17 protein-coding genes are annotated in these 26,116 nt (G+C 71.2%); 4 read left to right on the plus strand and 13 right to left on the minus strand.

The window, feature by feature from the left end:
* Positions 1-87 precede the first annotated feature (87 nt).
* The 7 genes from U9R90_RS01115 to U9R90_RS01145 all read right to left on the minus strand — a co-directional run bounded on the left by U9R90_RS01115 (position 88) and on the right by U9R90_RS01145 (position 11,080).
* Positions 88-1,008, minus strand: a complete 921-nt coding sequence (locus tag U9R90_RS01115; RefSeq protein ID WP_411054452.1) for an AurF N-oxygenase family protein — start codon at positions 1,006-1,008, stop codon at positions 88-90.
* 142 nt (positions 1,009-1,150) lie between these two features.
* Positions 1,151-4,195, minus strand: a complete 3,045-nt coding sequence (locus U9R90_RS01120) for an alpha-mannosidase (protein WP_411054453.1) — start codon at positions 4,193-4,195, stop codon at positions 1,151-1,153.
* A 49-nt stretch (positions 4,196-4,244) separates the two neighbouring features.
* Positions 4,245-6,350 carry an endo-beta-N-acetylglucosaminidase gene (locus U9R90_RS01125; protein WP_411054454.1) on the minus strand — a complete coding sequence of 702 codons (2,106 nt, stop codon included), beginning with the start codon at positions 6,348-6,350 and terminating at the stop codon, positions 4,245-4,247.
* A gap of 96 nt (positions 6,351-6,446) precedes the next feature.
* A complete protein-coding gene (locus U9R90_RS01130) occupies positions 6,447-7,724 on the minus strand; it encodes a glycoside hydrolase 5 family protein (RefSeq protein ID WP_411054455.1) in 1,278 nt (425 codons plus the stop codon).
* Positions 7,725-7,860: 136 nt separating this feature from the next.
* On the minus strand, positions 7,861-8,748 hold the full coding sequence (locus U9R90_RS01135) for a carbohydrate ABC transporter permease (protein ID WP_411054456.1): 888 nt from the start codon (positions 8,746-8,748) through the stop codon (positions 7,861-7,863).
* On the minus strand, positions 8,745-9,737 hold the full coding sequence (locus tag U9R90_RS01140; RefSeq protein WP_411054457.1) for a carbohydrate ABC transporter permease: 993 nt from the start codon (positions 9,735-9,737) through the stop codon (positions 8,745-8,747). Before U9R90_RS01140 ends, U9R90_RS01135 begins: the two co-directional genes overlap by 4 nt.
* Positions 9,738-9,745: 8 nt before the next feature.
* On the minus strand, positions 9,746-11,080 hold the full coding sequence (locus U9R90_RS01145) for an ABC transporter substrate-binding protein (protein WP_411054458.1): 1,335 nt from the start codon (positions 11,078-11,080) through the stop codon (positions 9,746-9,748).
* Positions 11,081-11,405: 325 nt separating this feature from the next.
* Between U9R90_RS01145 and U9R90_RS01150 the strand changes: the two genes are divergently transcribed.
* On the plus strand, positions 11,406-15,761 hold the full coding sequence (locus U9R90_RS01150) for a glycoside hydrolase (protein WP_411054459.1): 4,356 nt from the start codon (positions 11,406-11,408) through the stop codon (positions 15,759-15,761).
* A gap of 70 nt (positions 15,762-15,831) precedes the next feature.
* The gene (locus U9R90_RS01155; RefSeq protein ID WP_411057598.1) at positions 15,832-16,887 is read left to right on the plus strand and encodes a LacI family DNA-binding transcriptional regulator; all 1,056 of its coding nucleotides are present in this window, start codon (positions 15,832-15,834) and stop codon (positions 16,885-16,887) included.
* Between the two features lie 51 nt (positions 16,888-16,938).
* Here the strand turns inward: U9R90_RS01155 and U9R90_RS01160 are convergent, their stop codons facing one another.
* From U9R90_RS01160 to U9R90_RS01170, 3 genes are all read right to left on the minus strand, one after another.
* Complete coding sequence (locus U9R90_RS01160; RefSeq protein ID WP_411054460.1) at positions 16,939-18,369, minus strand: hypothetical protein; 1,431 nt, start codon at positions 18,367-18,369, stop codon at positions 16,939-16,941.
* Between the two features lie 117 nt (positions 18,370-18,486).
* Complete coding sequence (locus tag U9R90_RS01165) at positions 18,487-19,470, minus strand: polyprenyl synthetase family protein (RefSeq protein WP_411054461.1); 984 nt, start codon at positions 19,468-19,470, stop codon at positions 18,487-18,489.
* A gap of 105 nt (positions 19,471-19,575) precedes the next feature.
* Positions 19,576-20,271, minus strand: a complete 696-nt coding sequence (locus U9R90_RS01170; protein ID WP_411054462.1) for a type 1 glutamine amidotransferase domain-containing protein — start codon at positions 20,269-20,271, stop codon at positions 19,576-19,578.
* A gap of 132 nt (positions 20,272-20,403) precedes the next feature.
* On the opposite strand from U9R90_RS01170, the gene U9R90_RS01175 reads away from it, so the two are divergent.
* On the plus strand, positions 20,404-21,315 hold the full coding sequence (locus U9R90_RS01175) for a LysR family transcriptional regulator (RefSeq protein ID WP_411054463.1): 912 nt from the start codon (positions 20,404-20,406) through the stop codon (positions 21,313-21,315).
* 15 nt (positions 21,316-21,330) lie between these two features.
* Here U9R90_RS01175 and U9R90_RS01180 read toward each other — a convergent pair whose 3' ends face one another.
* From U9R90_RS01180 to U9R90_RS01190, 3 genes are read right to left on the minus strand one after another with little or no spacing between them, the layout of a single operon-like run.
* On the minus strand, positions 21,331-22,080 hold the full coding sequence (locus U9R90_RS01180; protein ID WP_411054464.1) for a succinate dehydrogenase/fumarate reductase iron-sulfur subunit: 750 nt from the start codon (positions 22,078-22,080) through the stop codon (positions 21,331-21,333).
* Entirely contained in the window at positions 22,077-24,035 is a 1,959-nt protein-coding gene (locus U9R90_RS01185; RefSeq protein WP_411054465.1) for a fumarate reductase/succinate dehydrogenase flavoprotein subunit, read from the minus strand. Before U9R90_RS01185 ends, U9R90_RS01180 begins: the two co-directional genes overlap by 4 nt.
* A 1-nt stretch (position 24,036) precedes the next feature.
* A complete protein-coding gene (locus U9R90_RS01190; RefSeq protein ID WP_411054466.1) occupies positions 24,037-24,741 on the minus strand; it encodes a succinate dehydrogenase in 705 nt (234 codons plus the stop codon).
* A gap of 94 nt (positions 24,742-24,835) precedes the next feature.
* Between U9R90_RS01190 and U9R90_RS01195 the strand changes: the two genes are divergently transcribed.
* A complete protein-coding gene (locus tag U9R90_RS01195) occupies positions 24,836-25,735 on the plus strand; it encodes a LysR family transcriptional regulator (RefSeq protein WP_411054467.1) in 900 nt (299 codons plus the stop codon).
* The last annotated feature ends 381 nt before the right edge of the window (positions 25,736-26,116 follow it).

A 26,116-nucleotide genomic window follows, 5' to 3' on the forward strand; every position in this document is an offset into this window, starting at 1 on the left:
GGCTCAGTTCGGCTCAGTTCGGCTCGGGCGACTCGGTACGGCTCGGTGCAGTTCAGTACGGCTCGGTGCGGCTCGGTGCGGTGCGGCTCAGATGAGGTTGGCCCGCTTGTAGAAAGCCAGTGCCGGCTTGGTGAGCAGACCGGCCGAGGCCAGGAACTCCATGAGGCCCGAACAGCTTGAGCGCATCATCGACTTGTGGTGTTCGTTGGCCTTGGCCTCGGCCAGGGCGCGCTTCTCGTCGAGTCCGGCGTTCGCGTAGACCCTGCGGTTCACCATGCTGGTGACGATGACGTACGAGGCGGTCGCGATCACGAAGGCGTTGAGCCGGCGGCGCAGGCGACCGGAGCCCGCCAGACGCTTGCGGGTCTGGTCGCGGGCGAACTTCATGTGGCGGGACTCTTCTACGACGTGAATGTTGTTGATCGTGCGGACGAACGGCGCGACGCGTTCGTCGCGCATCCAGTCGCGCTGCATGACGTCGAGTACCTCTTCGGCCACTAGGATCGCGGCGTAGGCCGCCTCACCGAAGGCGAGCGTCTTGAACACCCGGCCGAGTTCGGTCGCGAACCGGGGCGGCTGATAGGCGGGGGCACCGAGCTTCGCGGCGCCACGGGCGAACATGATCGAGTGGCGGCACTCCTCCGCGATCTCGGTGAGTGCCCACTGGACTTCGGCGCTGGTCGGGTCCTTGGCGTACACGTCGCGCAGCACCATCTGCTGGAGGATCATCTCGAACCAGATGCCGGTACTGGCCACCGACGCGGCTTCCTGCCGGGTCAGCTCCTTGCGCTGAGCGTCGGTCAGTTCCTGCCAGTAGGCGGTGCCGTACAGGGTGCTCCACTCCGGGCTCGCGCCGTGGAAGTCCCGGTCCAGCGGCGTCTCCCAGTCGACCTCGGTGGCCGGGTCGTACGCCGACACGGCGGCCGAGTCGAGCAGCCGTCGGGCCACGTCGTCCGGTGCCTGTGGGGTGCGGTCCTCGGCGCTCGGCCGAACAGTGCTGCTTGCCATGCTGCGGCTCCTTGGCTCTCTGTGGCGGTCCCCGACCCGCTTGTTAGACGGACCGTATAATAAGCGGGTCGGGTAGGCCTACCCCCGAGTAATGAATTCGTGGAAGCGGCTTCGGGGGATCAGAGAGTCCGGGGCGGAGCCGTCAGACGGCAGTCCTTGGCAGGCGCAGGGTGAGGATCTGGAAGGGGCGGAGTGCCAGGTCGACCTGGCGTCCGTCGGTCACCGGGTAGTCGGCCGCGTCCGCGAGTGGGCGTTCCAGCAGGTCCGTCTCGATCGCCGCGGCCAGTGCGAAGCCCGCGGTGAGGGTGCCGGTGCTGCGGGCCCCGGCGGACTCGTAGAGGCGGACGACCACATCGCCGCTGCCGTCTTCGGCGAGCTTGACGGCTTCGATGACGATCGCGTCGGTGGAGCAGGACAGCAGGGGTTCGACGGTCCGGGCGGCGGCGCCGGTGACGGTGCGTTCCGGCAGGTTGATGCGGTGGCCTTCGCGGACCGCGTCGACGATGGCCGCGCCGGGGGCGAGCGCGTAGCGCAGGTGGTGGCGGCCCTGGTCGGTCTCCGGGTCGGGGTAGCGCGGGGCGCGCAGCAGGGAGAGCCGTACGGTCGTGGTCTGGCCCCCGTCGGTGCGCATGTCGCGGGTGACGTCATGGCCGTACGTGGAGTCGTTGACGACGGCGGTGCCCCAGCCGGGCTCCTCGACCTGGATCCAACGGTGGGCGCAGATCTCGAACTTCGCCGCCTCCCATGAGGTGTTGGTGTGGGTGGCGCGGTAGACGTGTCCGAACTGGGTCTCGGCGGCGGAGCGGTCGGCCTTCACGTCCAGCGGGAAGGCGGCCTTGAGGAACTTCTCCGTCTCGTGCCAGTCCACTTCGGTGTCGAGGTCCAGCACCTTGGCGCCGGGGCGCAGGGTGAAGGTCTGCTCCACGGCGGAGTTGCCGAAGGCGCGGGTGACGCGGACAGTGGCCGGTCCTTCGCCGCCCGGTTCGGCGAGGGTGAGCGCGTCGACGTCCACCAGGTCGGTGACGTTGTGGCGGTAGAACGCGTCGATGTCCCAGGCGTCCCACATGTTGGGGAAGTCGGGGTGGATCTGGAGCAGACCGCCTGCCTGGCCGGGGGCGATGGCCTCGCGCTGGGCGGCGATGTCGTAGGCGGAGGTGATCAGGCCGCGCTCGTCGATCTCGACCCTGAGCAGGCCGTTGTCGAGTACGAAGCCGCCGCCGGGGCGCTGTGCCACGGTGACGGGCTGGGCCGCCTCGCGGGCGGCGGCCGGGGCGGCGCCGCCGCCGGGGATGCCGCCGCGGGTGTGCGGGGCGGCGTTGAAGACCACCTCGGTGTCCCCCTCACCGGCCAGGGACCGCTGCGCGGTGGTGATCAGCGCGGTCAGCTCGTCGCGGACGCGGGCGTACGTCTCGCGGGCCTCGCGGTGCACCCAGGCGATGGAGGAGCCGGGCAGGATGTCGTGGAACTGGTGCAGCAGGACCGTCTTCCAGATCCGTTCCAGGTCCGCCTGGGGGTAGGTGTAGCCGGGCACGCGTACGGCGGCGGTTGCGGCCCACAGCTCGGCCTCGCGCAGCAGGGACTCGCTGTGGCGGTTGCCCTGCTTGGTCTTGGCCTGCGAGGTGTAGGTGCCACGGTGCAGTTCGAGGTAGAGCTCGCCCTGCCAGACAGGGGCGTCCTCGTACTCGGCGTGGGCCTTGGTGAAGAAGGCGTCCGGGCGTTCGATCTCGACGCGTGGTGAGCCTTCGAGGTCGCGGGTGCGCTGGGCGCGGGCGAGGTGCTCGCGGGTGGGTCCGCCGCCGCCGTCACCCCAGCCGAAGGGGGCCAGCGAGCGGGTGCCGCGGCCCTTCTCCTGGTAGTTGCGGGCCGCGTGGGCCAGTTGCTCGCCGCCGAGGTCGGCGTTGTAGGTGTCGATGGGCGGGAAGTGGGTGAAGACGCGGGTGCCGTCGATGCCCTCCCACCAGAAGGTGTGGTGCGGGAACTTGTTGACCTGGCTCCAGGAGATCTTCTGGGTGAGGAACCAGGTGTTGCCGGCCAGTTTGACGATCTGCGGCATGGCCGCGGTGTAGCCGAAGGAGTCCGGCAGCCACACCTCCTTGGTCTCGATGCCGAACTCGTCCAGGAAGAACTTCTTGCCGTAGAGGAACTGCCGGGCCATCGCCTCGCCGCCGACCATGTTGGTGTCGGACTCCACCCACATGCCGCCGACCGGCACGAACTGTCCGCCGGAGATCTTCTTCTTCACCTTCTCGAAGACCTCGGGCCGGTGCTCCTTGATCCAGGCCAGCTGCTGGGCCTGGGACATCGCGAAGACCAGCTCGGGGTGGTCGTCCATGAGGTTGACCATGTTGGCGGAGGTGCGCGCCACCTTGCGTACCGTCTCGCGCAGGGGCCACAGCCAGGCGGAGTCGATGTGGGCGTGTCCGACGGCGCTGATGCGGTGTGCGGAGGCGTGGGCGGGGGCGGCGAGCACCCCGGCCAGCCGCGCGCGGGCGCGGGCGGCGGTAGCGGCGATGTCCGAGAGGTCGAGGGCGTCCAAGGCCTGTTCGATGGCGCGCAGGATCTGGTGGCGCCGGGCGTCGCCGTGGGCGAGCTCGGTCATCAGGGACTGCAGCACCTCCAGGTCCTGGACGAGCTCCCAGACCTCGGCCTCGAAGACGGCCAGGTCCATACGGGCCAGCCGGTACAGCGGCTGGTCGCTGGCGGTGGTCCGGTCTCCTTCGTACGTGGGGCCGTGGTGGACGAGGATCGGGTTGGCGGCCGCCTCGACGAACAGCTCGATCTGCTGGCCGCTGGTGGCGCTGTCGGCGATCCGTACCCAGGCGTTGTACGGGTTGAGGGCCTTCACCGCCTCGCCGCTCGCGCGGTACACCAGGCCCTCGCACTGGAATCCGGGCATCATCCGGTCGAAGCCGAGGTCGAGGACGGCCTCGACGGTGCGGCCCGCCCACGCGTCGGGCACCTGCCCGGTGACCTTGAACCAGGTGGTGCCCCAGGCCGGGCCCCACGCGTCCCCGGTCGCCGCGGGCCGGTAGGGGGCGGCGAGCCCTTCGGCGACGGGCACCGGCTCGCCCGGCGCGTCCCACCGCTGAACGGTCAGCGGGGTCGAGGCGCCGTAGACGGCGGGTTTGACGCGTTCGCTGAGCACGCGGCGCAGCCGGTGTTCGACGATGTCGCGGTCGTCGTGCATGAGGGGTGCTCCTTGGCAGTGCGAGGGTGGGAGGGCCGGAAACTGCGGTCTACCAGGCCAGGTTGACCGAGGCCGGGCCCGATGGGGAGTAGTGCGCGCCGATGGCCCGCACCGTGAGGCGGGTCGAGGTCTCGCTTCCGGTGCGGTGAACGGCCGGTACGTAGCAGGCGGTGCCGCTGGTGCCGCCGAGGAAGCGGCGGGCGCCACCGGGGAGTTCCTGGTGCACCTCGTAGTGGCGCACCCCCCCGCCGCCGGGGGCCCGCCAGGCGAGGCGGACCTCGGCGGTGTCGGGCGCGGCGGCGCGCGTGTCGGTGATGCGCAGCCCGTCGGGCGCGGCCGGGGCCGCGGGCTCGTCGTCGCGTACGGCCAGGGACCCCAGCCGCCAGCGGATGGTGCCGCCGCCTTGGGAGGTCAGGCGTACGCCCAGGGCATGGAGGGTGCGGATGCCGTCCAGGCGTACGGTCGAGGTGGTCCAGCCATCGGCGGCGGTGACCGAGTCGGCGGGCAGCAGCCGGTACGCGGTGGGGCGGCCGGGGCGTCTGGCCTCGGCGCAGGCGACGGCGACCTCGACGGTGACGGGGGCCGAGCTGGGGTCGGCGCGGTGCGTGATCTCCACTACGGCCTCGCCCGCGGGCCTGAGCCTGGTCTGGAACAGCTCAAGGGTCACCGGGCGGGAGAGGGTGCCCTCGACCAGGACGCTGCTGCCGCCGTGCCAGGCGGCGGCGAAGTCGAAGCCCACCTCGGGCCGCTGTCCTGTGGTCCGCAGCAGCCAGCGGCGGGCGGGCAGGACGTCCTGCAGGCCGAGGTGGTTCCACTCGGCTGCGCTGGTGCGTTCGCCGTCCTCGTACCAGGCCAGGCCGTGGCCGGTGTTGAAGGTGGTGGCGAAGGGCAGCGCGGTGACCGTCGAGCTGTCGGCGACATGCCGGGCGGCCGGACGCCAGCGGCCAGGGCCCTCCGGGCGGGCGGGATCGGTGTGCTGCCCGGACCAGAACCGGTCGTCACGCGCGTGGAACTGGGCGGGGGTACGGGTCTCGTGCGGCAGCGAGTGCAGCGTCCACTCGGGCCGGTAGTAGGCGTAGGAGGTCACGTGGTCGCGGCCGCGGTCGTCGGGGGCGAAGGCGTCCCAGTCGTAGCTGCCGTTCCAGCCGCTCGGCTCGACGTTCAGGCCCGTGAACAGTTCGTACGGGGAGCGGCCGAGCCGTCTGGCGTAGTCGGCCGACGCGGCGAGCTTCGCCGCGCTCCAGCGGAAGTCCAGGAACATGGTGTCGGCCTGGCGCTCGCCCGCTCGGTGGAAGAAGGCGGCGTTGCGGTCGTTGAGCGCGCCCTGCCAGGCGACGGTGCCCTCGATGGTGAAGGCGTCGTACCAGGTGATGGCCAGGTCGGGTGCGCCGCGCCGCAGCGCGGCCACGAAGTCGGCGAACTGGCGGCCGAGTGCGGGGTCGCCGCCTGAGGTCTCACCGTTGAGGAACCAGCCGTCGAAGCCGTACGCGCGGGCCACCTGGATCAGCTTGTCGGCGATCGGGAAGCGACCGTAGGCGTCTTGCTGGACCAGTTCGCGGGTCCACTTCAGCAGGCCGCCGTAGGCGGCGGGCGGCAGGAAGACGTTGCCCAGGACGCGAACGCCGTGCCGGTGGGCCGCGTCGATGACCGGCGCGTTGGGGGCGAGGATGATGCCTTCGCCGGATGAGCCGCCCCAGAAGACCAGTTCGTCGATGTACGCCCAGTTGGTGAGCGCGTAGAAGTCGGCCTTCGGCGAGCCCTGGGACGGGTTGGAGGCGGTTCCGGCGAAGGAGACCAGGGCGGTGACGCGGGCCTGGTCGGTGCGGGCGGTGGTGTTGGCCGGGGTGGGCGTGAAGCGCTCGGCGAGCGGCACGGTGGAGGTGTTGAACGGCAGGTCGGGGTCGTCCTGGGGGCGCCAGTCCTTCAGGCTGCGCCACACCGCGCCGGGGTCGGGCTGCTGTGTGTCGGGGAACGTCTCGGGGAACCAGTAGGAGGCGTACGGCTGGAGGGATTCGGCGGCGGCGCTCGTGCCTTCGGCGGAGTGGGCGGTTCCGGGGGCCAGCCAAGGAAGGGTGGCGGCAGTCGCCCCCGCGGCTATGAGGGTGCGTCTGGTGATCCCGTGCGGTGCGGAGTCACGGAGCTGGTGGTCAGTCACTGCGGTCTCCTGTTCGTGGGGGTGTCGCGGGCGGACGTGGTCAGCCGACGTCCTGCGGATGGACGTGGTCAGCCGACGTCCTGCGGATGGACGTGGTCAGCCGACGTCCTGCGGATGGATGAGGTCGGTGATGCCCCGTGCGGCCAGGTGCCCGGGGTCCTGGGCCCGGCCCGCCAGTACGGCCGTGGCGCGTACGCCCTGCGCGGCCAGGCGCATCCAGGCTTCGAAGTACGTGCCGCCGGGGGCGCAGACCGAGCGCAGCGGCGCCGTGTCCTCCGCACCGGCGTCCAGGACGAGGGCGGTACGGCGCGGCGCCGCGGGAGGCGGCGGGTCGCTCTTCAGCCGGGCGGCGAGGTCCGCGACGACCCGTCCGCCCGGCTTGAGTGCGCGCTCGGCGGTGAGCAGTCCGAGGCCGTATTCGAGCTCGGGGAAGTCGGCCAGCGAGCGGGACACATCGTGCGAGCACCACCAGGTGATGCCGTACAGGTCCTGGCAGGTCAGTGCGGCCGCGAGGGTGGCCTCGGTGAACTCGGCGGCGTGCTCGGCCGGGATGAGCGGCGCCGGGGCGCCGACCTCCTGCAGCCACACCGGCCGGTGCGGGTCGGTGGCCCAGGCGCGGGACAGTTCGATGAGGTACTCGGCCAGGTGCACGGTGCCGGTGCCGGTGCGGCCGTGGCGCTGCGCGGCGCCGTTGAAGACCCAGGAGTGAATGGTCGTCATCCGGCCGAGCCGGGAGGCGTGCGCGGGGGTGAAGGGGTGGCCGTCCTGGAACCAGACCGCGTCGTACTCGCTGTGCGTGTGGACCCGGCCGGGCGCGGCCCGCTCGCAGGCGGTGAGCAGCCGCTCCAGCCACTGCCCGGCCTGCTCGTAGGTGCACACGTCGGGGTCGGGGTGGGGTTTGTCGGAGAACTGGTTGACCTCGTTGCCGAGGGTCATGCCGAGGAAGTTGGGCCGGTCGGCGAGGGACGCGGCGAGCGTTTCGAGGTAGCGGGCCTCGGCGTCGACGACGTCGGGATCGGTGAACATGTTGCGGCGGTGCCAGCTGTGCAGCCAGGACGGTACGAAGTCGAAGCTGGACAGGTGCCCCTGAAGGGCGTCGACGGCCACGTCCAGACCGCGCTCGGCGGCCGCGTCCACCAGCTGGCCCAGCTGCTCGACGGCGCGGCCGCGGATGAGGGTGCGGTTGGGCTGGAAGACCGGCCAGAGCGCGAAGGCCCGGATGTGGTCGAGGCCGAGAGCCGCCAGCGAGTCGAGGTCGCGGCGGAGGCTGTCCATGCCGGAGGCGTCGTCGAAGTCCAGCCAGTGGTGGAACCAGCCTCGGGTGGGGGTGTAGTTCACGCCGAGGCGCGGCACGGACGGGGAGGGGTGGTTCATCGGCAGTCGCTGCTTCCTGCGCGTGGCGGATCGGGCGGCGTCGGGTCGGCCGCGGGAGCGTTCACGTCTGGCGGGCGTTCCGGTATGGCGGGGCGTTCCGGGCTGGGTGGGCGCTCCGGGCTGGGTTGGGTGGCCGTCAGGTCTTGAGCGCCCCTTCGCCGACGCCCTTGAAGAAGAAGCGCTGGAGGGCGAAGAAGAGCAGCATCATCGGGGCGAGCGCGGCGATCGCGCCCGCGGCGATGAGTCGCTGGTCGTTGACGGTGGTGGCGCCCGCGAGGGTCTTCAGGCCCAGTTGGAGCGTGTAGTTGTCGCTGCTGGAGAGCACGATCAGCGGCCACAGGAAGTCGTCCCAGGCGCCCATGAAGCTGGTGATGCAGACGACCGCGAGCGCACCCTTGGCCGACGGCACGAACACCCGCCTGAAGCGCTGCCACTCGTTGGCGCCGTCCAGGACGGCGGCCTCCTCCAGCTCCTTGGGTACGGCCAGGAACGCCGCACGCATGATCAGGAGGTTGAGTACCGAGACCGCGCCCGGCAGCCAGACGCCGATCAGGGTGTCCACCAGGCCCATCGAGCGGACCGTGAGGAACATAGAGATCATCACGGCTTCGAAGGGGAACATCAGCGTCGCCACCAGGACCGTGAACACGATCTTGCGGCCGCGCCAGCCCGCCCGGGACAGGGCGTAGCCGCCCATGGCCGCGAACACGCAGTTGGAGACGACGGCCAGGGCGGCGACGGTCAGCGTGTTGCCGACGTACTGGAAGAGCGGGAAGGACTCGGTGACGCGTGCGTAGTTGTCGAGGGTGGGCTGGCTGGGCAGCACGCCGTCGTAGACGTTCTCGCCGCGGCCCCGGATCGAGGTGAGGAACTGCCAGACGATCGGGCCCAGCATGACCACCAGCATCAGACACAGGGTCAGATAGCGTCCGGCGAGCCCAAGGGTCATCCGGCGTCGGCCCCGGCCGGTGGCCAAGTCGCCGCGCTGGTCGGCACTCCGGCCGAGGGAGGACAGGGTGGTCATCGCTCGTCTCCCTTGGACAGGCGGTGCCCCAGCAGGCTGAAGACCAGGGTCAGCAGGAACAGCAGGATCGACACGGCCGAGGCGTAGCCGCTCTCCCCGGCGAAGCCGAGGCCGACCTCGCGGATCATGAACGGCAGGGTGCGGGCGTCACCGCCGGGGCCGCCGCTCTCGCCGCCGAGGATGTAGATCTCGGTGAACACGCGCAGCGCGGAGATCGCCGAGAGGGTGCCGACCAGCAGCATCATCGGTTTGACGGAGGGCACCGTGATGCTGAAGAAGCGGCGAAGTGCCCCGGCGCCGTCAAGGGCGGCGGCCTCGTACAGCGTGGCGGGCACGTTCCCGAGGGCCGCCAGGTAGAAGACCATGTAGTAGCCGAGGCCCTTCCAGATGGTGACGGCCATCGCGGAGAACAGCAACACCGTGGAGTCGGTGAGGAAGGGGATCGGTTCGGTGATGAACTTCAGCTTGAGGAAGACGGTGTTGACCAGGCCGTCGCTGCGCAGCACCCACTGCCAGATCAGGCCGACGACCACCGCCGAGGCGATGACCGGGGTGTAGAAGGCCGAGCGGAAGAACCCGATGCCGGGGATGTTCTTCTGTACCAGGACGGCGAGCGCCAGCGGCAGGAAGACCAGCGCCGGGACCACGACCGCGGTGTAGAGCACCGAGTTGGTCAGGGCCTTGTAGAAGTCCGGGTCGTCCAGGGCCCGGGTGTAGTTGTCGAAGCCGACGAAGCCGCCGCCGCGCAGGATCTGGGCGTCGGTGAAGGACAGGATGACGGTGTTGACGAACGGCCAGAGGCTGAACAGCACCACCATGCCCAGGCCGGGCAGGAGGAAGAGGTACGGGGTCCACCAGCGCCGGTGCACCAGGCCCGTCGCCGTCTCCATCTCCTTGTTGCGGCGCCGCTGTTCGCGCTTGCTCGGGGCGGGGGCGGGGCTCCGCGCGGCGGTGTCCGCGCGGAGCTCCGGGTCGGCGGTCTTGGTCATGGCGTCCGTCACTGGTCCCGCTGTTTGGCGAGGATCTTGTTGGCGTCGTCCTGGGCCTTCTTGACGGCGTCCTCGGCGGAGATGTCGCCCTTGATGCCCTTCTGCATCTGCCGCACCACGGCGTCGCCGACCTGACTGGTCCACTGCACCGGCGTGTTGGCGTCCAGCTGGGCCTCGCGCAGCAGGTCGGCGCCGGTGGCGCGGGCCACGGTCTCGGCGTCGGTGCCGTCACCGCGGTCGGCGAAGCGCGGGTCGTCCAGGCCCTTGGCGTTGGACGGGTAGATGGTGGCGTGCTGGGAGAACTCCACCTGGTTGGGGCCGTTGGTGACCCACTTGGCGAAGGCGGTCGCGGCGTCGGGGTGCTTGGTGTCCTTGCGTACGCCGATGGACTGGGTGTAGATGCCGATGTGCCCGAGCGTGCCCGTGATGGCCTTCGCGACCGCGGTGTTGTCGTAGACCTTCGGCGCGTTCTCCTTGATGTCCTTCACGAAGCCGGGCGAGCCGGGGCCGAAGACGATCTTGCCCGCGCCGTAGAGCTGGTTGATGTCGGCGGCGCCGGTCAGCGACTCCTTGGGCATGGCGCCCTTGGCGTACAGCTTCTTCATCCGCTTGACCCACTCGACGGCCTTGTCGGTGTGGAAGGTGAACTCGTCGCCCGCGTCGTTGAGGATCGGGACGGCCATCTTCTGCCAGTCGCCGGGCAGTCGGCTCTTCGGGTCGGCCATGAAGGCGCTGTACTTGCCGCCGGACTTCTCGGTGATCTGCTCGGCCTGGTCGAAGAGTTCCTCGACGGTCGTCGGGGGCTTGTCGACGTCGAGGCCTGACTTCTCGAAGAGCGCCTTGTTGTACGTGAGGATCTCCGGGGTCACGTACCAGGGGTAGGCGTAGACCGCGTCGCCCTTGTCCGGGAGTTTGTACTGGTCCCAGGCGCCGGGTACGAAGTCGGCCTTGGCCTTGGGGTCGAGCTGGGAGATGTCGGCGAGGATTCCGCGGTCGGCGAGCAGTTGGAACGAGTCGGTGTTGATGTTGACGACGTCCGGCAGGGAGCCGGCCTGGGCGTCCGCGACGAGCTTCTCGTTGTAGCCCTCGCCGGGCACGTCCTCCCACTTGACCTTGACGTCCGGGTACTTCTTCTCGAAGGCGTCGATGACGCCCTGGACGTAGTCCGTGAAGGTCGGCTTGAGCTGCAGGGTCCGGAAGGTGATGTTCCCTTCGGTCTTGCCCGTCTTCTTGGGCTGGTCTCCTGACCCGCCCGAGCCGCCGACGCCGCAGGCTGCGGTCGACATCACGGCGGCTGCCAGGGCCGTGGCGAGGGTGAGTCTGGGCAGGCGTAGGCGCTTCATGTCGCTCCTCGTTGAAGAAACCCGGCTGACGCTGCCGGTCAGCGGCGACAACGTTTTCTCCGTCCGTTCGGTTCGTCAATGCCGCGGGCGGAGCGAGGCTGGATCTGTGCGACCTACACGGACATGAAAGATCTTGTCTGCGTGGTATTGACATGCGCATCGAGCTGGACTGATGCGCATAAGTACTGACCACCGAGAGAACGATATCGGTTTGGTAACGGTCGACTTGGTTCAGGCGGATTGACATTCGCCTGACCGAACCGCCGGGCTGGGCACATAATGCGGTTTAGCTCGATGGGACTAATGCGCTTTAGCAGGAGGCTTCATGCACAGTGACGGCGGCGTCGTGATCACCGGGGTCGGTGCGCCGGGCCTCTTCACCGGCACCGAGCAGGCGCCCCTGCAGGTCGTACGGGTCGAGCTGGCCCGCACCCGGCCGACGGGGCCGCTCGCGGTCACCGTCGAGGGGCGGCGGGTGCGCACCCCGCACCCGCGCCTGCTACGGGCTGAGGAGGGTGCCGCCACCGTCGAGGTCGCGGTGTGCACCCAGGGCGCGGCTCCGGGCGAACGGCTGCCCGTCGCCGTCCGCGTGACGACACTCGGCGGGGCGGAACTCGCCGCCTACGACGGTGAGATCACCGTCGCCGAGCCCGGCTGGACCCTGCGCCTGGTCTCCCACTTCCACTACGACCCGATGTGGTGGAACACCCAGGCCGCCTACACCGCCCTGTGGGACGCCCCGCAGCGCCCCGGCGAGCCGGAGAAGGGCTGGGAGTACGTCGGCGTGCCCGCCTTCACCCTCGTCCCGCTGCACCTCCAGGCCGCCCGCGACGACCCCGGCTACCGCTTCGTCCTGTCCGAGATCGACTATCTGAAGCCCTTCTGGGACACCCACCCCGAGTACCGCGCGGAGCTGCGGCAGCTCATCGCCGAGGGTCGAGTGGAGATCGTCGGCGGCACATACAACGAGCCCTCCACCAACCTGACGTGTGCCGAGTCGACCGTACGCAGCGCGGTGCACGGCCTCGCCTTCCACCAGGGCGTCCTGGGTGCCGCGGTGCGTACGGCCTGGCAGCTCGACGTGTTCGGCCACGACCCCGCGTTCCCCGCGCTGATGGCCGGCGCCGGGCTCGACTCCGCCGTCCTCGCGCGCGGGCCGCACCACCAGTGGGGGCCCATGATGGACCGCTGGGGCGAGCCACTGCGCCCGCCCAAGGGGATGCAACTGCCCGCCGAGTACGAGTGGATCGGGCCCGGTGGCGAGGGGCTGCTGCTGCACTATCTGCCGGCGCACTACTCCGCGGGCTGGCCCTCGCACCGCGCGGGCAGCGTGGACGAGGCCTTCGAGCAACTCCTGGAGCTGTACGAGCTGCTGCGGCCCAGTGCGTCGACGAGGAACGTCCTCGTCCCGATGGGCACCGACTTCTCCTGGCCACACCCGTGGGGCATGCACGTCCAGCACGCGTTCCGGCGCCGGTACGTGTGGCCGCGGGTCGAACACGCCGGGCCGCGCGAGCACTTCGCGGCGGTACGTGCCGAACTCGCCGCGCGCGGGGAGCGGCCGCTGCCGGTGACACGGGAGATGGGGCCGATCTACGCGGGCAAGGACGTCACGTACGCGGACGTGAAGCAGGCGCATCGGGCCGCGGAGAACCTTCTGCAGCAGGCGGAGACCGCGGCGGCGCTGGCCCACGGGCTGACTCTCGCGGAGTATCCGCGGGACGCCCTCGGCCGGGCCTGGCGGCACCTGCTGCACGCCGCCCACCACGACGGCGTCACCGGGACCTTCTCCGACCAGGTGTATCTGGATCTGCTGCCCACCTGGCGGGAGGCGCACGAGACGGCGTCCCGGGTACGTGGGGCGGCGCTGCGGGCCATCGTGGAACGGGTGGACACGCTGCCGCCCAGTGGCTCGGGCCCCGGCGTCGCGGTCACGGTGTTCAACACGCTGTCGTGGGCCAGGACCGATGTGGTGCGGATGCACGTCGCGGCGGGGGTGCTGGGGGCTGTCGCACCCGAGCGGTTCGCCGTCCGTGACGCGCAAGGCGCCCTCGCACCGGTCCACGTCGAGGCCGTCGACGCGGCGGGCGGGGCGGAAGTGGCCTTCCTCGCCCGGGACGTACCGGCCTTGGGGCATCGCACGTGGTGGCTGGTCGCGGCCGACTGCCCGCGGTCAGGTGGCTGGTCGCCTGGCCCGCCCAGCCCGTCCGGCCCGCCCGTCCCCGCCGTCGCCGAGAACGGCACGTACCGGATCGAGGCCGATCCGGCGCGCGGCGGGGGCCTGTGCCGCGTCACCGACCTGCGTACGGGCCGCGAGTTGCTCACCGAGGGCGAGGTGGACGAACTCGTCGTCCAGGACGAGTACCCCGCCCACCCGTACTTCGAGGAGGGCCCGTGGCATCTGCTGCCCAAGGGGCCCGGCATCGGATCGGGCGCCGCTCCGGCCGAGTCCTGCACCGTGGAGCGCGGCCCGCTGGGCACCCGCATCACGGCGACCGGCCGCACCGGGCCGGTCCGCTGGCGGCGCACGGCCACCCTGTGGGACGGCCTGCACCGGGTCGAACTGACCACGGATGTAGAGGAGTTCACCGGCAGCGACCAGCTGCTGCGGCTGCGCGTCCCCGCGGACGTTCCCGGCGCCCTGCCGGTCGCCGACACCGCTGCCGCGGTGATCGGACGCGGCTTCGCCTTCCCCAGCGCGGACACGGGCGCGGACCACACGCGGGCGCCGCGCACCCTGGACTCTCCCTGCCAGAACTGGTTCGGCCTGTCGGCGACCAGCCAGGTGTCCCTCCGCGACGCGCAGGGGGCGCCAGTGGGGCGGCGTGCGGTCGGCGCGGTCGAGCTCGTCCTGCCGGACGCGGGCCTGCCGGGGCACGGGCAACGGGCCACCACCTCAACTTCAGCGGAGGCGCTGCGGGAGCTCGTGGTCGCCCTGGCCCGGCTCGGGGTCACCGCGACGCCGACCCCGGCTGCCGGGCCGCGCTGGGGTGACATCGCCGTCGACAGCAGCCTGCCCGACCTGCGCATCGCCATCGGCGGCCCCGACGAGAACGCCTTCACCGCCGCGGTACTCGCCGCCGCCGACCCCGCGTACGAGCAGACCGTACGCACCGCCGACTCCCCCACACTCGTCTGGGTGCCCGCCCGAAGCCCACTGCGCGAGACCTGGCGGCCCGGCTGCGACCTGACCGGGGTCCGCGATCTGCCGGTGGCCGTGCTGGTCACTCGCGGCGGGGGCGCGGCCAGGGGGGTGGCTCGGCTTGGCGAGTGGGTTGCCCGGCGCGGTGGGCTCGACGCTGTGCACCCGGTGCCCGGGGAAGGGGTCGAGGAGCACGGTACGTTCGCGGGGCGGACCGTGGGGCTGCTCGTGCGGGGGACACCGGGGTTCGCCGTGGATGCCGCGGGGTGTCTGTACAGCTCGCTCATGCGGTCCTGCACCGGGCGGCCCAGTGGGGCGTGGATGGACCCGCCCCGGCGCACCGCGCCGGACGGCAGTTCCTTCCAACTCCAGCGCTGGACACACCGCTTCGAGCACGCGCTGGTGGCGGCGGACGGCGACTGGCGGGACGCCGACATGGTGCGCCGGGGCCGGGAGTTCAACCAACCGCTCACCGCGGTCGTCGGCGAACCGGCGGCGGGCGAGCTACCGGACGGGCGTTCGCTGCTGGCCGTCGAGCCCGCCGACCGGGTGCTGGTCGAGACGGTCAAGCTCGCCGAGGGTGTGGGTGACGCACTCGCGGTGCGGCTGCGCGAGACCCACGGGAGCCCGGCCACGCCCGCCCTGCGCGGCCCCCTCGCCGCGTCGGAACCGCTCGCCGCCGACCTCCTGGACACCCCGCGCGAGGAGGCCGACCTCCTGGACACCCCGCGCGAGGACGCGGATCTGCGCGGCAACGACTACGCCACGGTGCTGCTGCCCCTGCCCGACGCTCCCCCACCTCAGCACCAGCACAGCCACCCGCCCGACTTCAGCCGCTACTGGCTGCACAACACCGGCACCGCCCCGCTCGGCAACATGCCGTACTCCGTCAACCTCACCCCGCGTGGACCGCGTGAAACCGTGGTCACCGTCAGCGGCAACCTCCCGCCCGGAGGCCCACCAGCCGCCATCGCCCTCGCCGCCCAAGCCCCGCCCGGCTGGGGGCTGTCGTGGGAGCGCCGCGAGGTGGTCCTGTCCCGTGACGGACACGCCGCGTTCCCGCTCACGATCGACGTGCCGCCATCGGCCACGCCCGGCGAGTACCTGGTCCGCGTCACCGCGACACCGGACCAGGGTCCGGGCGCCGTCACGGACTCGCTGACGGTCACCGTGCCGGGAACCACCCCCGGCCGACTCGCCCTTGACTCCCTCGACCCCGTCGTCCACGTCCCCGCGGGCGGCCACGCCAGAGCCCGCTTCCGGTTGCGCAACACTCTGCGCAGCCTCGTACGGGGCCAGGTCCTCGCCACTTCGCCGTACGGCACCTGGCGGCTGTTCGGCCCCGCCGCCGTCTGTGTCGAGGTGCCCGGCGACGGTGAGGTGGAACTCGGCTACGACGTACGGCCGCCCGCGGATCTCCCGCCAGGGACGTACTGGGCAGCCGTCAAAGCCGTATGCGACGGGCATGTGGCTTACAGTCCCTCCATCGCACTACGGGTGGAGAGCACAGCACAGGATGGACGCCATGTATCCCGCTGACGACGCGGGCACCACGCCCGACACCCCCGAGACCGCGGCGCGCCGCCCCGTCCCCGTACGCCGCCCGACGATGAAGGACATCGCCGAGCGCGCCGGGGTATCCGCCTCCGCCGTCTCCTTCGCCCTCAACAACCGGGACGGCGTCTCGCCCGCGACGCGGGCTCGGGTGCGCCGGGTCGCCGAGCAACTCGGCTGGCAGCCCAACAGTGCCGCCCGCGCGCTGTCCGGCGAACAGTCCGGCTGTGTGGGCCTCGTACTGAACCGCCCGGCGCAGACGCTCGGCGTGGAGTCGTTCTTCCTGCAGCTCGTCTCCGGCGTGCAGGAGGCCCTGTCCGTTCGCCGTACGGCGCTGCTGTTCCAGGTGGTGCCGGACGTGGACGCGGAGTGCGCCCTGTACCGGCGTTGGTGGGCCGAGCACCGCGTCGACGGCGTGCTGATGGTCGACCCGCGCACCGACGACCCGCGCCCGGCGCTGCTGGAGTCACTCGGGCTGCCCGCCGTCGCCGTCGGCGGCCTGGCGCCGCGCCCGGACGCGTCCGAGGAGCCCTCTCCGATCTCCAACGTGTGGGCCGACGACGCCGCCGCGATGCGCTCCATCATCGACCACCTGTACGGCCTCGGGCATCGCCGTATCGTCCACATCGCCGGACTGCCGGGCCTGGCCCACACCGAGCGCCGCATCCTGGCGCTGCGCGCCGAGGCGGAGCGGCTCGGTCTGCGCGCCGACGAGGTCCGCTCGGTCACCACCGACTACTCCGACACCGAGGGCGCCGAAGCCACCCGGCAGTTGCTGGCCGGTCCGCTGCCGCCGACCGCCCTCGTCTACGACAACGACGTGATGGCCGTGGCCGGAGCGTCGGTGGCGGCCGGGCGCGGGGTTGCCGTCCCCGCGGAGCTGTCGATCGTCGCCTGGGACGACTCCCCGCTGTGCCGGGTCACCCACCCGCGGCTGACGTCCCTCGTCCGCGACACCGGTGGCTTCGGCCGACTGGCGGCCGAGGAGCTGCTCGCCCTGGTGGACGGCGGCCCCATCCGGCATGTCCAGGCCGAGCTGCCCAGGCTGGAGCTCCGCGACAGTACGGCCGCACCGCCGCCTCCCGAATCGGCCCGCTCGCGCAGGTCCTGAGGTGCCCGTACTCGGCCTGGACACCGCGCGCCGGGGTTCGGAAACAGGCTCTCACTTCGTCAGCAGCCCCAGTTCCCGCAGCCCGTAGTGACGAATGCCGTCGGTGCGCAGCCCGTCGGCGCCGCCGCGGAACACCCAGAAGCCGCCGCGCTGGTAGGACGATCCGGTGAACTCGGCGCCGGTCAGCAGGTCGGCGCAGCCGTCCCGATCGCCGTCGAGGAGCTGCAGGGATTCGCCGAACCTGTTTCCGGCGGCCGCACCCGGGAGGTTCTTGTCGTTGTGCGAGATGCGCTGCACGGAGTGCATCCGGGCGCCGTCCTTCGTCGCCTTGAGCTCCGACACCCAGATCTGCTTCGTGGTGGCGTACTTGCCGGTCCCGACGGTGGACACGGCCTCGGCCCGCCCGTCGCCGGTGATGTCGCCGGTGACCATGGCCCCGCCCTTACTGTCGGAACGCAGGCTGTGGATACCGGGGCGGAATCCGTCCGGGCCGCCGCGCAGCATCGGCCGGCCAGCGCCCTGCCGGCTCGGTCCTGTCAGGGTGTCCGGGTAGCCGTCCGCGTCGTAGTCCGTGCCGGTGTCGAGGCCGGCGTCGTACTTCCCCGGCGGTGACTCGGCCTCCGCCATGCCGTCCTTGGCGGTGCCGCGAAGCCAGCGCAGGGGGTGGTGGTTGCCGCCCGTCCCCTCGTCCGCGAAGTCGTCCGTCTCGACGGTGAACAGCAGGTCGGTCCGGCCATCGGCGTCGATGTCCGCGGCCCGCAGCGAGGAGTAGTGGCCGAGCTTGCGGCCCTGGACGGTGACGGAGCGGGTCGAGGCGGGGCGGCCGTCGGAGCCGAACGGGCCGTAGAGGATCTGACCGATCACACCCGGTTCCTTCCCCGGGATCGGGGCGAGCACATCGGCCCGGTCGTCGCCGTTGAAGTCGCCGACCGCGGTGGGCGGGGACTCGGTGTGCTTGTCGCCTTCCGGGAAGGGGACGGCGACCGGCTTGGCGCTCAGCCCGCTCCGGCCGCCACGGAAGAGCACCATCGATCCGGGGTGGTCGGCGTGCTCGTTTTTCGGTATCCGCTGCTCGGCGAGCACGTCGGTATAGCCGTCGGCGTCCAGATCGGCGGTGTAGGTGTAGGCGAAACCCTCCTTCCACCTACTGCCGGAGCCCGGCGGGACCACGCCGTCGGCCAGCGGCTGGCCGGTGGGACGCAGTCCGTCCTTGCCGCCCATGAAGACCGCGAGCGAGCGGCTCAGTACGACGGGCGGGGCGCCCTTGGCGGTGGCCGGGTCGCCGCGCACCACCGCCACCGCATCGGGGTAACCGTCGTTGTCGAAGTCCGCCGGGCGGTCCCAACCCGTCGAGGACTTTTGGGGGTCGGAGGCACCCGACGGGCATCCGGCGTCGGCACTCGTGGAATCACCGCCGGTACCGCAGGAGGAGACGGTGAGCACGAGCGCGGCGCCCACGACTGCCGCTCTGATGGATCTCATGGCGGCCGATTATGCGGCACGCCCCGAGACCGCGGCACTTCAGGGCGGCCCTACGGACGCGGAAGTCGCACCACTCCGTCCACAGGGGGACGGCCACTGCCATCAGGACGTAAGACTTCACGCCTGACGCGCCTCCAGCAGCATCTGTGCCGCCTGGTCCACAAGCTGTCGCAGCGCGGGCACGTGGTCCTGGTCACCGCCCAACTTGTCGAGAAGGCAGTGCGCGTCGTCGCGGTACGCGGTGATGTCCTCTCGGTAGCGCGCGAGTACGGCCGGTGCGAGGAGGAGGCTGGCGAGTTCCGCTCTTGCTTCGTGGGAGGTCTTGGAGGCTGAGTGCAGGCTCAGGATGCGCTCCCTGGAAGCGGGGGACGCGTCTTCCACGGCGGACGCGAGGAGGTAGGTCACCGTGCCGTTCAACTGGTCCTCGTCACGGCCGGAGAGGATGTCCTCCTGGTCGTTGAACAGTTGCCACAGAATGCCGAAGACACAGCCGAACTCGCGCCACTGGTCTATGCGTTCGCTTGGCGCGCCCGACAGCACCGCCGCCATGGCCGTGATCATGCCGAAGGGGCCGCCGGACTTCATTCGGTACGCCGTGATGACAGAGCGGCGCGTGGCGCTGCCGATGTCCCCGCGCATGTCGGCCAGTTGACCTTCGGCAGCGCCGTTCCAGCCGGTCATGACCTCCGCTATCAGGGCGCCGTGTGCCGACGCGGGAACCCGTGGGGACGCGATGGTGTGCAGGGGAAGCGTGTTTCCCGTGATGACGGACGCGAGAAGCGCTTCGTTCTCGTCGAGACCGCCCGCGGCGATCGCGCCGTGCCCGTCGGCCAGGTCGTCGAGATAGCAGGCCGACGTCCACCACAGGACGTGCACGGCGGCCAGCGGCACCGCGGGTTTCGTGGTGCCGGTCTCGACCGCGTGCACCAGCATCGGCAGCACCGACAGGGGGTGTTTCAGCTTGCGGTGCTCCAGGAGTCGGGTGACCGCGTTCCGCAGCGTGCTCGATGGCGGACCGAGCCGTTCGAGTGCTGCCGCGATCTCCGCCTCGATGTCCGGGGCGACTTGCTCGTGCAGCTCCACGTACGACAGGGAATTCATGGCGGCCTCCGTCAGTGCCGGCGGGTGAGGTGAACACGCCGATTCGATCACTGGGTTCGAAGGGGGGCCAGGGCGACTTTCGGTCTTGGCTGGTTCGCTGTGCCGTCAGGCCAGCTTCTTCAGGAGTTCGGCGGCCAGCGGGGCCGATGAGGCCGGGTTCTGGCCGGTGACCAGGTTACGGTCGACGACCACGTACGGGGCCCACGGCTCGCCCTCCTGGAAGTCGGCGCCGGCTTCGACGAGGCGGTCCTGCAGCAGCCACTTGGCCTTGTCGGCGAGACCGGCCTGGGTCTCCTCGGCGTTGGTGAAGCCCGTCAGCCGGTAGCCGGCGAAGGAGTTGGTGCCGTCGGCCTTGGTGGCGGCGAGCAGGGCGGCGGGCCCGTGGCAGACGACGCCGAGCGGCGTGCCGGACTCCAGGGCGCGCGTGAGGAGGCTGCCGGAGTCGGTGCTGACGGCCAGGTCCTCCATGGGACCGTGGCCGCCGGGGTAGAACACCGCGGCGTAGTCGTCCAGGTTCACCTCCTCCAGCTTGATCGGGCGCTGAAGCTCGGTGAGCGAGGCGAGGGTGGCCGCGATCTTGGCGGCACCCTCCTCGCCGCCGTTCACCGCCGGGGCCAGGGAGCCCTGGTCGACGGTGGGGATGACGCCACCGGGGGTGGCGACGACGACCTCGTGGCCCGCGGCCTTGAACGCCTCGTACGGGGTGACGGCCTCCTCGGCCCAGAAGCCGGTGGGGTGCTGGGTGCCGTCGGCCAGCGTCCAGTAGTCGGCGCCGGTCATCACGAAAAGGATCTTGGCCATGGTGTGTGCTCTCTCCCAGGGTGGCGTGGCGATGCCTCGACGGTAGGCCGATCGGCGGGGGGCGACCAATGGGGAGAGCCATGGCTGCCATGTGCATTTCTATGGCTCTGGCGATACGCCATAGTGGAGGTTATGGTTCCTGTCGTGCCGTCGCCGCTCGATCTGAATCTCCTGCGTACGTTCCTCGCCGTCTACCGGTCCGGGTCCTTCACCGCGGCCGCGCAGCTGCTGGGTCTGACGCAGCCCACGGTGACGACCCAGATGCGGGCGTTGGAGGGGCAACTCGGGCGTGAGCTGTTCGCGCGGCTGCCGCGCGGGGTCGCGCCGAACCCGGTCGCGGACGCGCTCGCCGCCCGCGTCACGGCGCCGCTGGACGCGCTCGCGGCCGCCACCGGGAACGGCACCGACGGCGAGCGTGCCGACCCGGTCCATCTGGCGGGCCCCGCCGAGTTGCTGTGCACCCGCGTCCTGCCCGCCCTGGCGCCGCTCGTGGCCGACGGGGTGCGGCTGCGGGTGGCCGTGGGCCTGACGGACGTACTGCTCGACGAGCTGCGCGCGGGCCGCCACGACCTGGTCATCGCGACCAGCCGCCCGCGCGGCCGCACGCTGACCGCGGCGCCCCTGATGGACGAGGAGTTCGTCCTGGTCGCCGCCCCCGCCTGGGCCGAACGTGTCACGGGGCGCCTGGCCGCCGAGGGTCCCGCGGCGCTGCACGACGTACCGCTGGTCACCTACGCCGAGGACCTGCCCATCGCCCGCCGCTACTGGCGGCACGTGTTCGGCAGGCGCCTCGACTGCCAGGCCGCCGTGACCGTCCCCGACCTGCGAGGTGTCCTGGCCGCGGTGACCGCGGGCGCCGGGTTCACCGTGCTCCCCCGCTATCTCTGCCTGGATGAACTCGGCTCCGGCGCCCTCGTCGCCCTGCACGCCCCGGACGACTCCCCCATCAACACCGGTTACCTCATCCAGCGCCCCGGCTCATCGGACAACCCCCATGTCGCCCGGGTCCACGACCACCTGCTCCAGGCGGGCCGCGCCTGGTGAGAGCCTGTGGACGGATCACCGGCGGCTGCCCTTGCGGGTGGCGCGCAGCCATTCGCGGTTCATGGCCGCGATGGACGGCAGCGGGATGCCCTTGGGACAGGCCGTGGCGCACTCGCCGGTGAGAGTGCAGCCGCCGAAGCCCTCCGCGTCCATCTGCCCGACCATGTCCAGGACCCGGCTCTCGCGCTCGGGCGCACCCTGCGGCAGCACGCTCAGGTGGTTGACCTTCGCCGAGGTGAAGAGCATCGCGGAGCCGTTGGGGCAGGCGGCCACGCAGGCGCCGCAGCCGATGCACTCGGCGTGCTCGAAGGCGGAGTCAGCGTCCGGCTTGGGTACGGGTGTGGCGTGGGCCTCGGGGGCCGAGCCGGTGGGGACGCTGATGTAGCCGCCTGCCTGGATGATGCGGTCGAACGCCGAGCGGTCCACGACCAGGTCCTTGACCACGGGGAAGGCCGCAGCGCGCCAGGGTTCGATGTCGATGGTGTCGCCGTCGGTGAAGGACCGCATGTGGAGCTGGCAGGTGGTGGTGCGTTCGGGGCCGTGGGCGTCGCCGTTGATGACCAGGGAGCAGGCGCCGCAGATGCCCTCGCGGCAGTCGTGGTCGAAGGCGACGGGGTCCTCGCCGCGCAGGATGAGGTCCTCGTTGAGGGTGTCGAGCATCTCCAGGAACGACATGTCCGGGGAGATGCCGTCCACTTCGTACGTGGACATCGCGCCGTCGGCGTCGGTGTGGTGCTGGCGCCAGACGCGCAGGGTGAGCTTCATGCGTAGCTCCGCTGAGTGGGGTGGACGTAGTCGAAGGCGAGGTGTTCCTGGTGCAGGACGGGGGCCTCGCCGGTGGCGGTGAACTCCCAGGCCGCGGCGTAGGAGAAGGTGTCGTCCTGGCGGGCGGCCTCGCCGTCGGGGGTCTGGGACTCCTCGCGGAAGTGGCCGCCGCAGGACTCGGCCCGGTGCAGCGCGTCCAGGCACATCAGCTCGGCGAGCTCCAGGTAGTCGACGACGCGGTTGGCCTTCTCCAGGGACTGGTTGAACTCCTCGCCGGTGCCGGGGACCTTGATGCGGCGCCAGAACTCCTCGCGGATCTGCGGGATGCGCTCCAGGGCCTTGCGCAGTCCGGTGTCGGAGCGGGCCATGCCGCAGAACTCCCACATGAGTTCGCCCAGTTCGCGGTGGAAGGAGTCCGGGGTGCGGTCGCCGTCGACGGCCAGCAGGCGGGCGAGGCGGTCCTCGGTCCCGGTGCGTGCCTCGCGTACCGCCGGGTGGTCGGCGTCGACCGTGTCGGTGTGCGGGTGGCGGGCCAGGTAGTCGTTGATGGTGGCGGGCAGCACGAAGTAGCCGTCGGCGAGGCCCTGCATCAGCGCGGAGGCGCCGAGCCGGTTGGCGCCGTGGTCGGAGAAGTTGGCCTCGCCGATCGCGAACAGACCCGGAACGGTGGTCTGCAGGTCGTAGTCGACCCAGAGGCCGCCCATCGTGTAGTGCACGGCGGGGTAGATCCGCATCGGCACCTCGTACGGGTTCTCGGCGGTGATCCGCTCGTACATGTCGAAGAGGTTGCCGTATTTCTCCTCGACCTTGGCCCGGCCCATGCGCGCGATGGCGTCGGCGAAGTCGAGGTAGACGCCCTGACCGCCGGGGCCCACTCCCCTGCCCTGGTCGCAGACGTTCTTCGCGGCGCGCGATGCGATATCGCGCGGCACGAGGTTGCCGAAGGCGGGGTAGATCCGCTCCAGGTAGTAGTCGCGCTCGTCCTCGGGGATCTCGTGCGGCGGCCGGGTGTCGCCCTGCTCCTTGGGCACCCAGATCCGGCCGTCGTTGCGCAGCGACTCGCTCATCAGGGTCAGCTTGGACTGGTGGTCGCCGGTGCGCGGAATACAGGTGGGGTGGATCTGCGTGAAGCAGGGGTTGGCGAAGTGGGCGCCGCGCCGGTGGGCCCGCCAGACGGCGGTGGCGTTGGAGTTCATGGCGTTCGTCGACAGGTAGAAGACATTGCCGTAGCCGCCGGTGGCCAGGACGACGGCGTCCGCGAAGTGGGTATCGATCCGGCCCGTGATCAGGTCGCGGGCGACGATGCCGCGGGCTACGCCATCGACGACGATCAGGTCGAGCATCTCCGTACGCGGGTGCATCTCGACGTTGCCCGCGGCGATCTGCCGTGACAAGGCCTGGTAGGCGCCGAGCAGCAACTGCTGGCCGGTCTGACCGCGCGCGTAGAAGGTGCGCGAGACCTGGACGCCGCCGAAGGAACGGGTGTCCAGGAGGCCGCCGTACTCGCGGGCGAAGGGCACGCCCTGGGCCACGCACTGGTCGATGATCTCGACGGAGATCTGCGCCAGGCGGTGCACGTTGGACTCGCGGGCCCGGAAGTCGCCGCCCTTGACGGTGTCGTAGAAGAGGCGGTGCACCGAGTCGCCGTCGTTGCGGTAGTTCTTCGCGGCGTTGATGCCGCCCTGGGCGGCGATCGAGTGGGCGCGGCGCGGCGAGTCCTGGTAACAGAACTGGACGACGTGGTAGCCCTGTTCGGCCAGCGTCGCCCCGGCGGCGCCGCCCGCGAGGCCGGTGCCCACCACGATCACGGTGTGCTTGCGCCGGTTGGCGGGGTTGACGAGTTTCGCCTCGAAGCGGCGGGTGTCCCAGCGTTCGGCGATCGGCCTGGTGGGGGCCTTGGTGTCGGCGATCGGCTCGCCGGTGGCGTAGGAGAGGTACGACGAGTACGAGGCCATGTCAGTTCACCCATCCGGTCATCACGGCTACGGGTACGGAGGCGAAACCCACGGTCAACGCCAGCGCCAGGGTGTTGGCGGCGGCCTTGAGCGCGCGGTCGCGGGTGGCGCTGCCCGCGCCGAGGGTCTGGGCGGCACTCCAGAAGCCATGCCGGATGTGGAAACCGAGGGCGAGCACGGCGGTGAGGTAGATGGTGTTGCCGTACCAGGTGCCGAAGGTCGCCAGGACGTTCTCGTACGGATGGCCAGGCTGGGCGTTCTCGTTGACGGTCAGCGTCGTCAGGTCAAGGAGGTGCCAGACGATGAACAGGCCGAGGATGACGCCGCCCCAGCGCATGGTGCGGGTCGCATAGCTGGCGCGCGGCCGCTTGTGCACGTACTTGCTGGGGCGCGCCCTGATGTCGCGTCGGCTGAGCTGGTACGCGGACACCGCGTGCAGGACGACGGCGGCCAGCAGCACCACCCGTACGCCCCACAGCGCCCACTCGTAGTGCAGGACGGGCTCGCCGAGGGTGCGCAGCCAGTGCGCGTAGCCGTTGAACTCCTCGGACCCGAAGAAGATCTTGAGGTTGCCGAGCATGTGGACGACCAGATACAGCAGCATGATCAAGCCGCTGACGGCCATCACGGTCTTCTTGCCGACGGAGGAGTCCCACACCGTGCGCGCCGTGGACGGCCGTCGGTCCGTCCGTGTTCCCAGAGCCATGCCGCCGACGCTAAAGCCGCGCCCTGTCAGAGGTCCAAGACATAGTCCGGCTTATTTCCATAGCCAGTGCCTATGACTCCGCTATCGTGCGGGTATGCAGTTCCAGCAGCTCCGCTACTTCGTGGCGGTCGCCGAGACCCGGCACTTCACCCGTGCGTCCGAGCAGATGCATGTCGCCCAGCCCTCGCTGTCGCAGCAGATCCGCGCACTGGAACGGGAGCTGGGCACCGAGCTGTTCAGCCGCGCCCGCGGCAACATCGCCCTCACCGACGCCGGTGAGACCCTGCTGCCGCTGGCCCGCCGTATCCTCGCCGACGCGGACACCGCGCGGCACGAGGTCGCCGAGGTGGCGCAGCTGCGCCGCGGCCGGGTACGGCTCGGCGCCACGCCCAGCCTGTGCACCGGGCTGCTGCCGGACGTACTGCGCGCCTTCCACGACCGCCACCCCGGCATCCAGCTCCTGATCAACGAGGGCGGCTCGCACGACCTCGTACGCCATCTCGCCCGTGGCGCCCTGGACCTGGCCCTCCTCGCGTTGCCGCTGCCCAGTCCCGCGCCCGCGCTGAGCACCGTCGCGCTGCTGCGCGAGGACCTGGTGGTGGTCTCGGCGCCGCAGGCGCCCGCGCCGGGCGACGGCGGGCCGCTGGAGATCGCCGCGTTGCAGGGCGAGCGGCTGGTCATGTTCCGGCACGGCTACGACCTGCGGGAGCTGACGGTCGCGGCCTGCCGGGCGGCCGGGTTCGAGCCGGACTTCGCCGTCGAGGGCGGCGAACTGGACGCGGTACTCGGCTTCGTACGCGCCGGACTCGGTGTCGCCGTGGTCCCGCACATGGTCGCCACCCGCGCCGGGCACGGCCTACGGGTCACGCCGCTGGCGGAACCCGGGCTGCACCGCACCATCGCCCTGGCGCACCGCAGCGACGTGGCGCCGCCGCGCGCGGCCCGCGAACTCCAGCACATGCTGCTGGCCACGGAGTTCACTTCGAACCGCTGAGAGCCTGTCTTTGAACCCCCGTCGTTCGCCCGAAGGGCGGGCGCAGCGCCGCTGAGAGCCTGTCTTTGAACCCCCGTCGTTCGCCCGAAGGGCGGGCGCAGCGCCGCTGAGAGCCTGTCTTTGAACCCCCGTCGTTCGCCCGAAGGGCGGGCGCAGCGCCCGCCAGAGCCTGTCTTTGAACCCCCGTCGTTCGCCCGAAGGGCGGGCGCAGCGCCCGCCGCGACCTGTCTTTGAACCCCCGTCGTTCGCCCGAAGGGCGGGCGCAGCGCCCGCCGCGAGGGGGCTTTGAACCCCCGTCGTTCGCCCGAAGGGCGGGCGCAGCGCCCGCCGCGAGGGGGCACCTCCCGCTCGAGCGAAGCCGAGAGCGGGGGAGGTTGTCGG

The sequence above is a fragment of the Streptomyces sp. E11-3 genome, assembly GCF_046540415.1.
Lineage (GTDB): Bacteria > Actinomycetota > Actinomycetes > Streptomycetales > Streptomycetaceae > Streptomyces.

Coding starts and splice junctions, on each gene's coding strand:
- U9R90_RS01165 (WP_411054461.1), bottom strand. CDS start 19,470: ATGAATTCCCTGTCGTACGTGGAGCTGCACGAGCAAGTCGCCCCGGAC.
- U9R90_RS01120 (WP_411054453.1), bottom strand. CDS start 4,195: ATGCACGACGACCGCGACATCGTCGAACACCGGCTGCGCCGCGTGCTC.
- U9R90_RS01135 (WP_411054456.1), bottom strand. CDS start 8,748: ATGACCACCCTGTCCTCCCTCGGCCGGAGTGCCGACCAGCGCGGCGAC.
- U9R90_RS01160 (WP_411054460.1), bottom strand. CDS start 18,369: ATGAGATCCATCAGAGCGGCAGTCGTGGGCGCCGCGCTCGTGCTCACC.
- U9R90_RS01185 (WP_411054465.1), bottom strand. CDS start 24,035: ATGGCCTCGTACTCGTCGTACCTCTCCTACGCCACCGGCGAGCCGATC.
- U9R90_RS01140 (WP_411054457.1), bottom strand. CDS start 9,737: ATGACCAAGACCGCCGACCCGGAGCTCCGCGCGGACACCGCCGCGCGG.
- U9R90_RS01130 (WP_411054455.1), bottom strand. CDS start 7,724: ATGAACCACCCCTCCCCGTCCGTGCCGCGCCTCGGCGTGAACTACACC.
- U9R90_RS01145 (WP_411054458.1), bottom strand. CDS start 11,080: ATGAAGCGCCTACGCCTGCCCAGACTCACCCTCGCCACGGCCCTGGCA.
- U9R90_RS01180 (WP_411054464.1), bottom strand. CDS start 22,080: ATGAAGCTCACCCTGCGCGTCTGGCGCCAGCACCACACCGACGCCGAC.
- U9R90_RS01155 (WP_411057598.1), top strand. CDS start 15,832: ATGAAGGACATCGCCGAGCGCGCCGGGGTATCCGCCTCCGCCGTCTCC.
- U9R90_RS01195 (WP_411054467.1), top strand. CDS start 24,836: ATGCAGTTCCAGCAGCTCCGCTACTTCGTGGCGGTCGCCGAGACCCGG.
- U9R90_RS01190 (WP_411054466.1), bottom strand. CDS start 24,741: ATGGCTCTGGGAACACGGACGGACCGACGGCCGTCCACGGCGCGCACG.
- U9R90_RS01150 (WP_411054459.1), top strand. CDS start 11,406: ATGCACAGTGACGGCGGCGTCGTGATCACCGGGGTCGGTGCGCCGGGC.
- U9R90_RS01175 (WP_411054463.1), top strand. CDS start 20,404: ATGGTTCCTGTCGTGCCGTCGCCGCTCGATCTGAATCTCCTGCGTACG.
- U9R90_RS01170 (WP_411054462.1), bottom strand. CDS start 20,271: ATGGCCAAGATCCTTTTCGTGATGACCGGCGCCGACTACTGGACGCTG.
- U9R90_RS01115 (WP_411054452.1), bottom strand. CDS start 1,008: ATGGCAAGCAGCACTGTTCGGCCGAGCGCCGAGGACCGCACCCCACAG.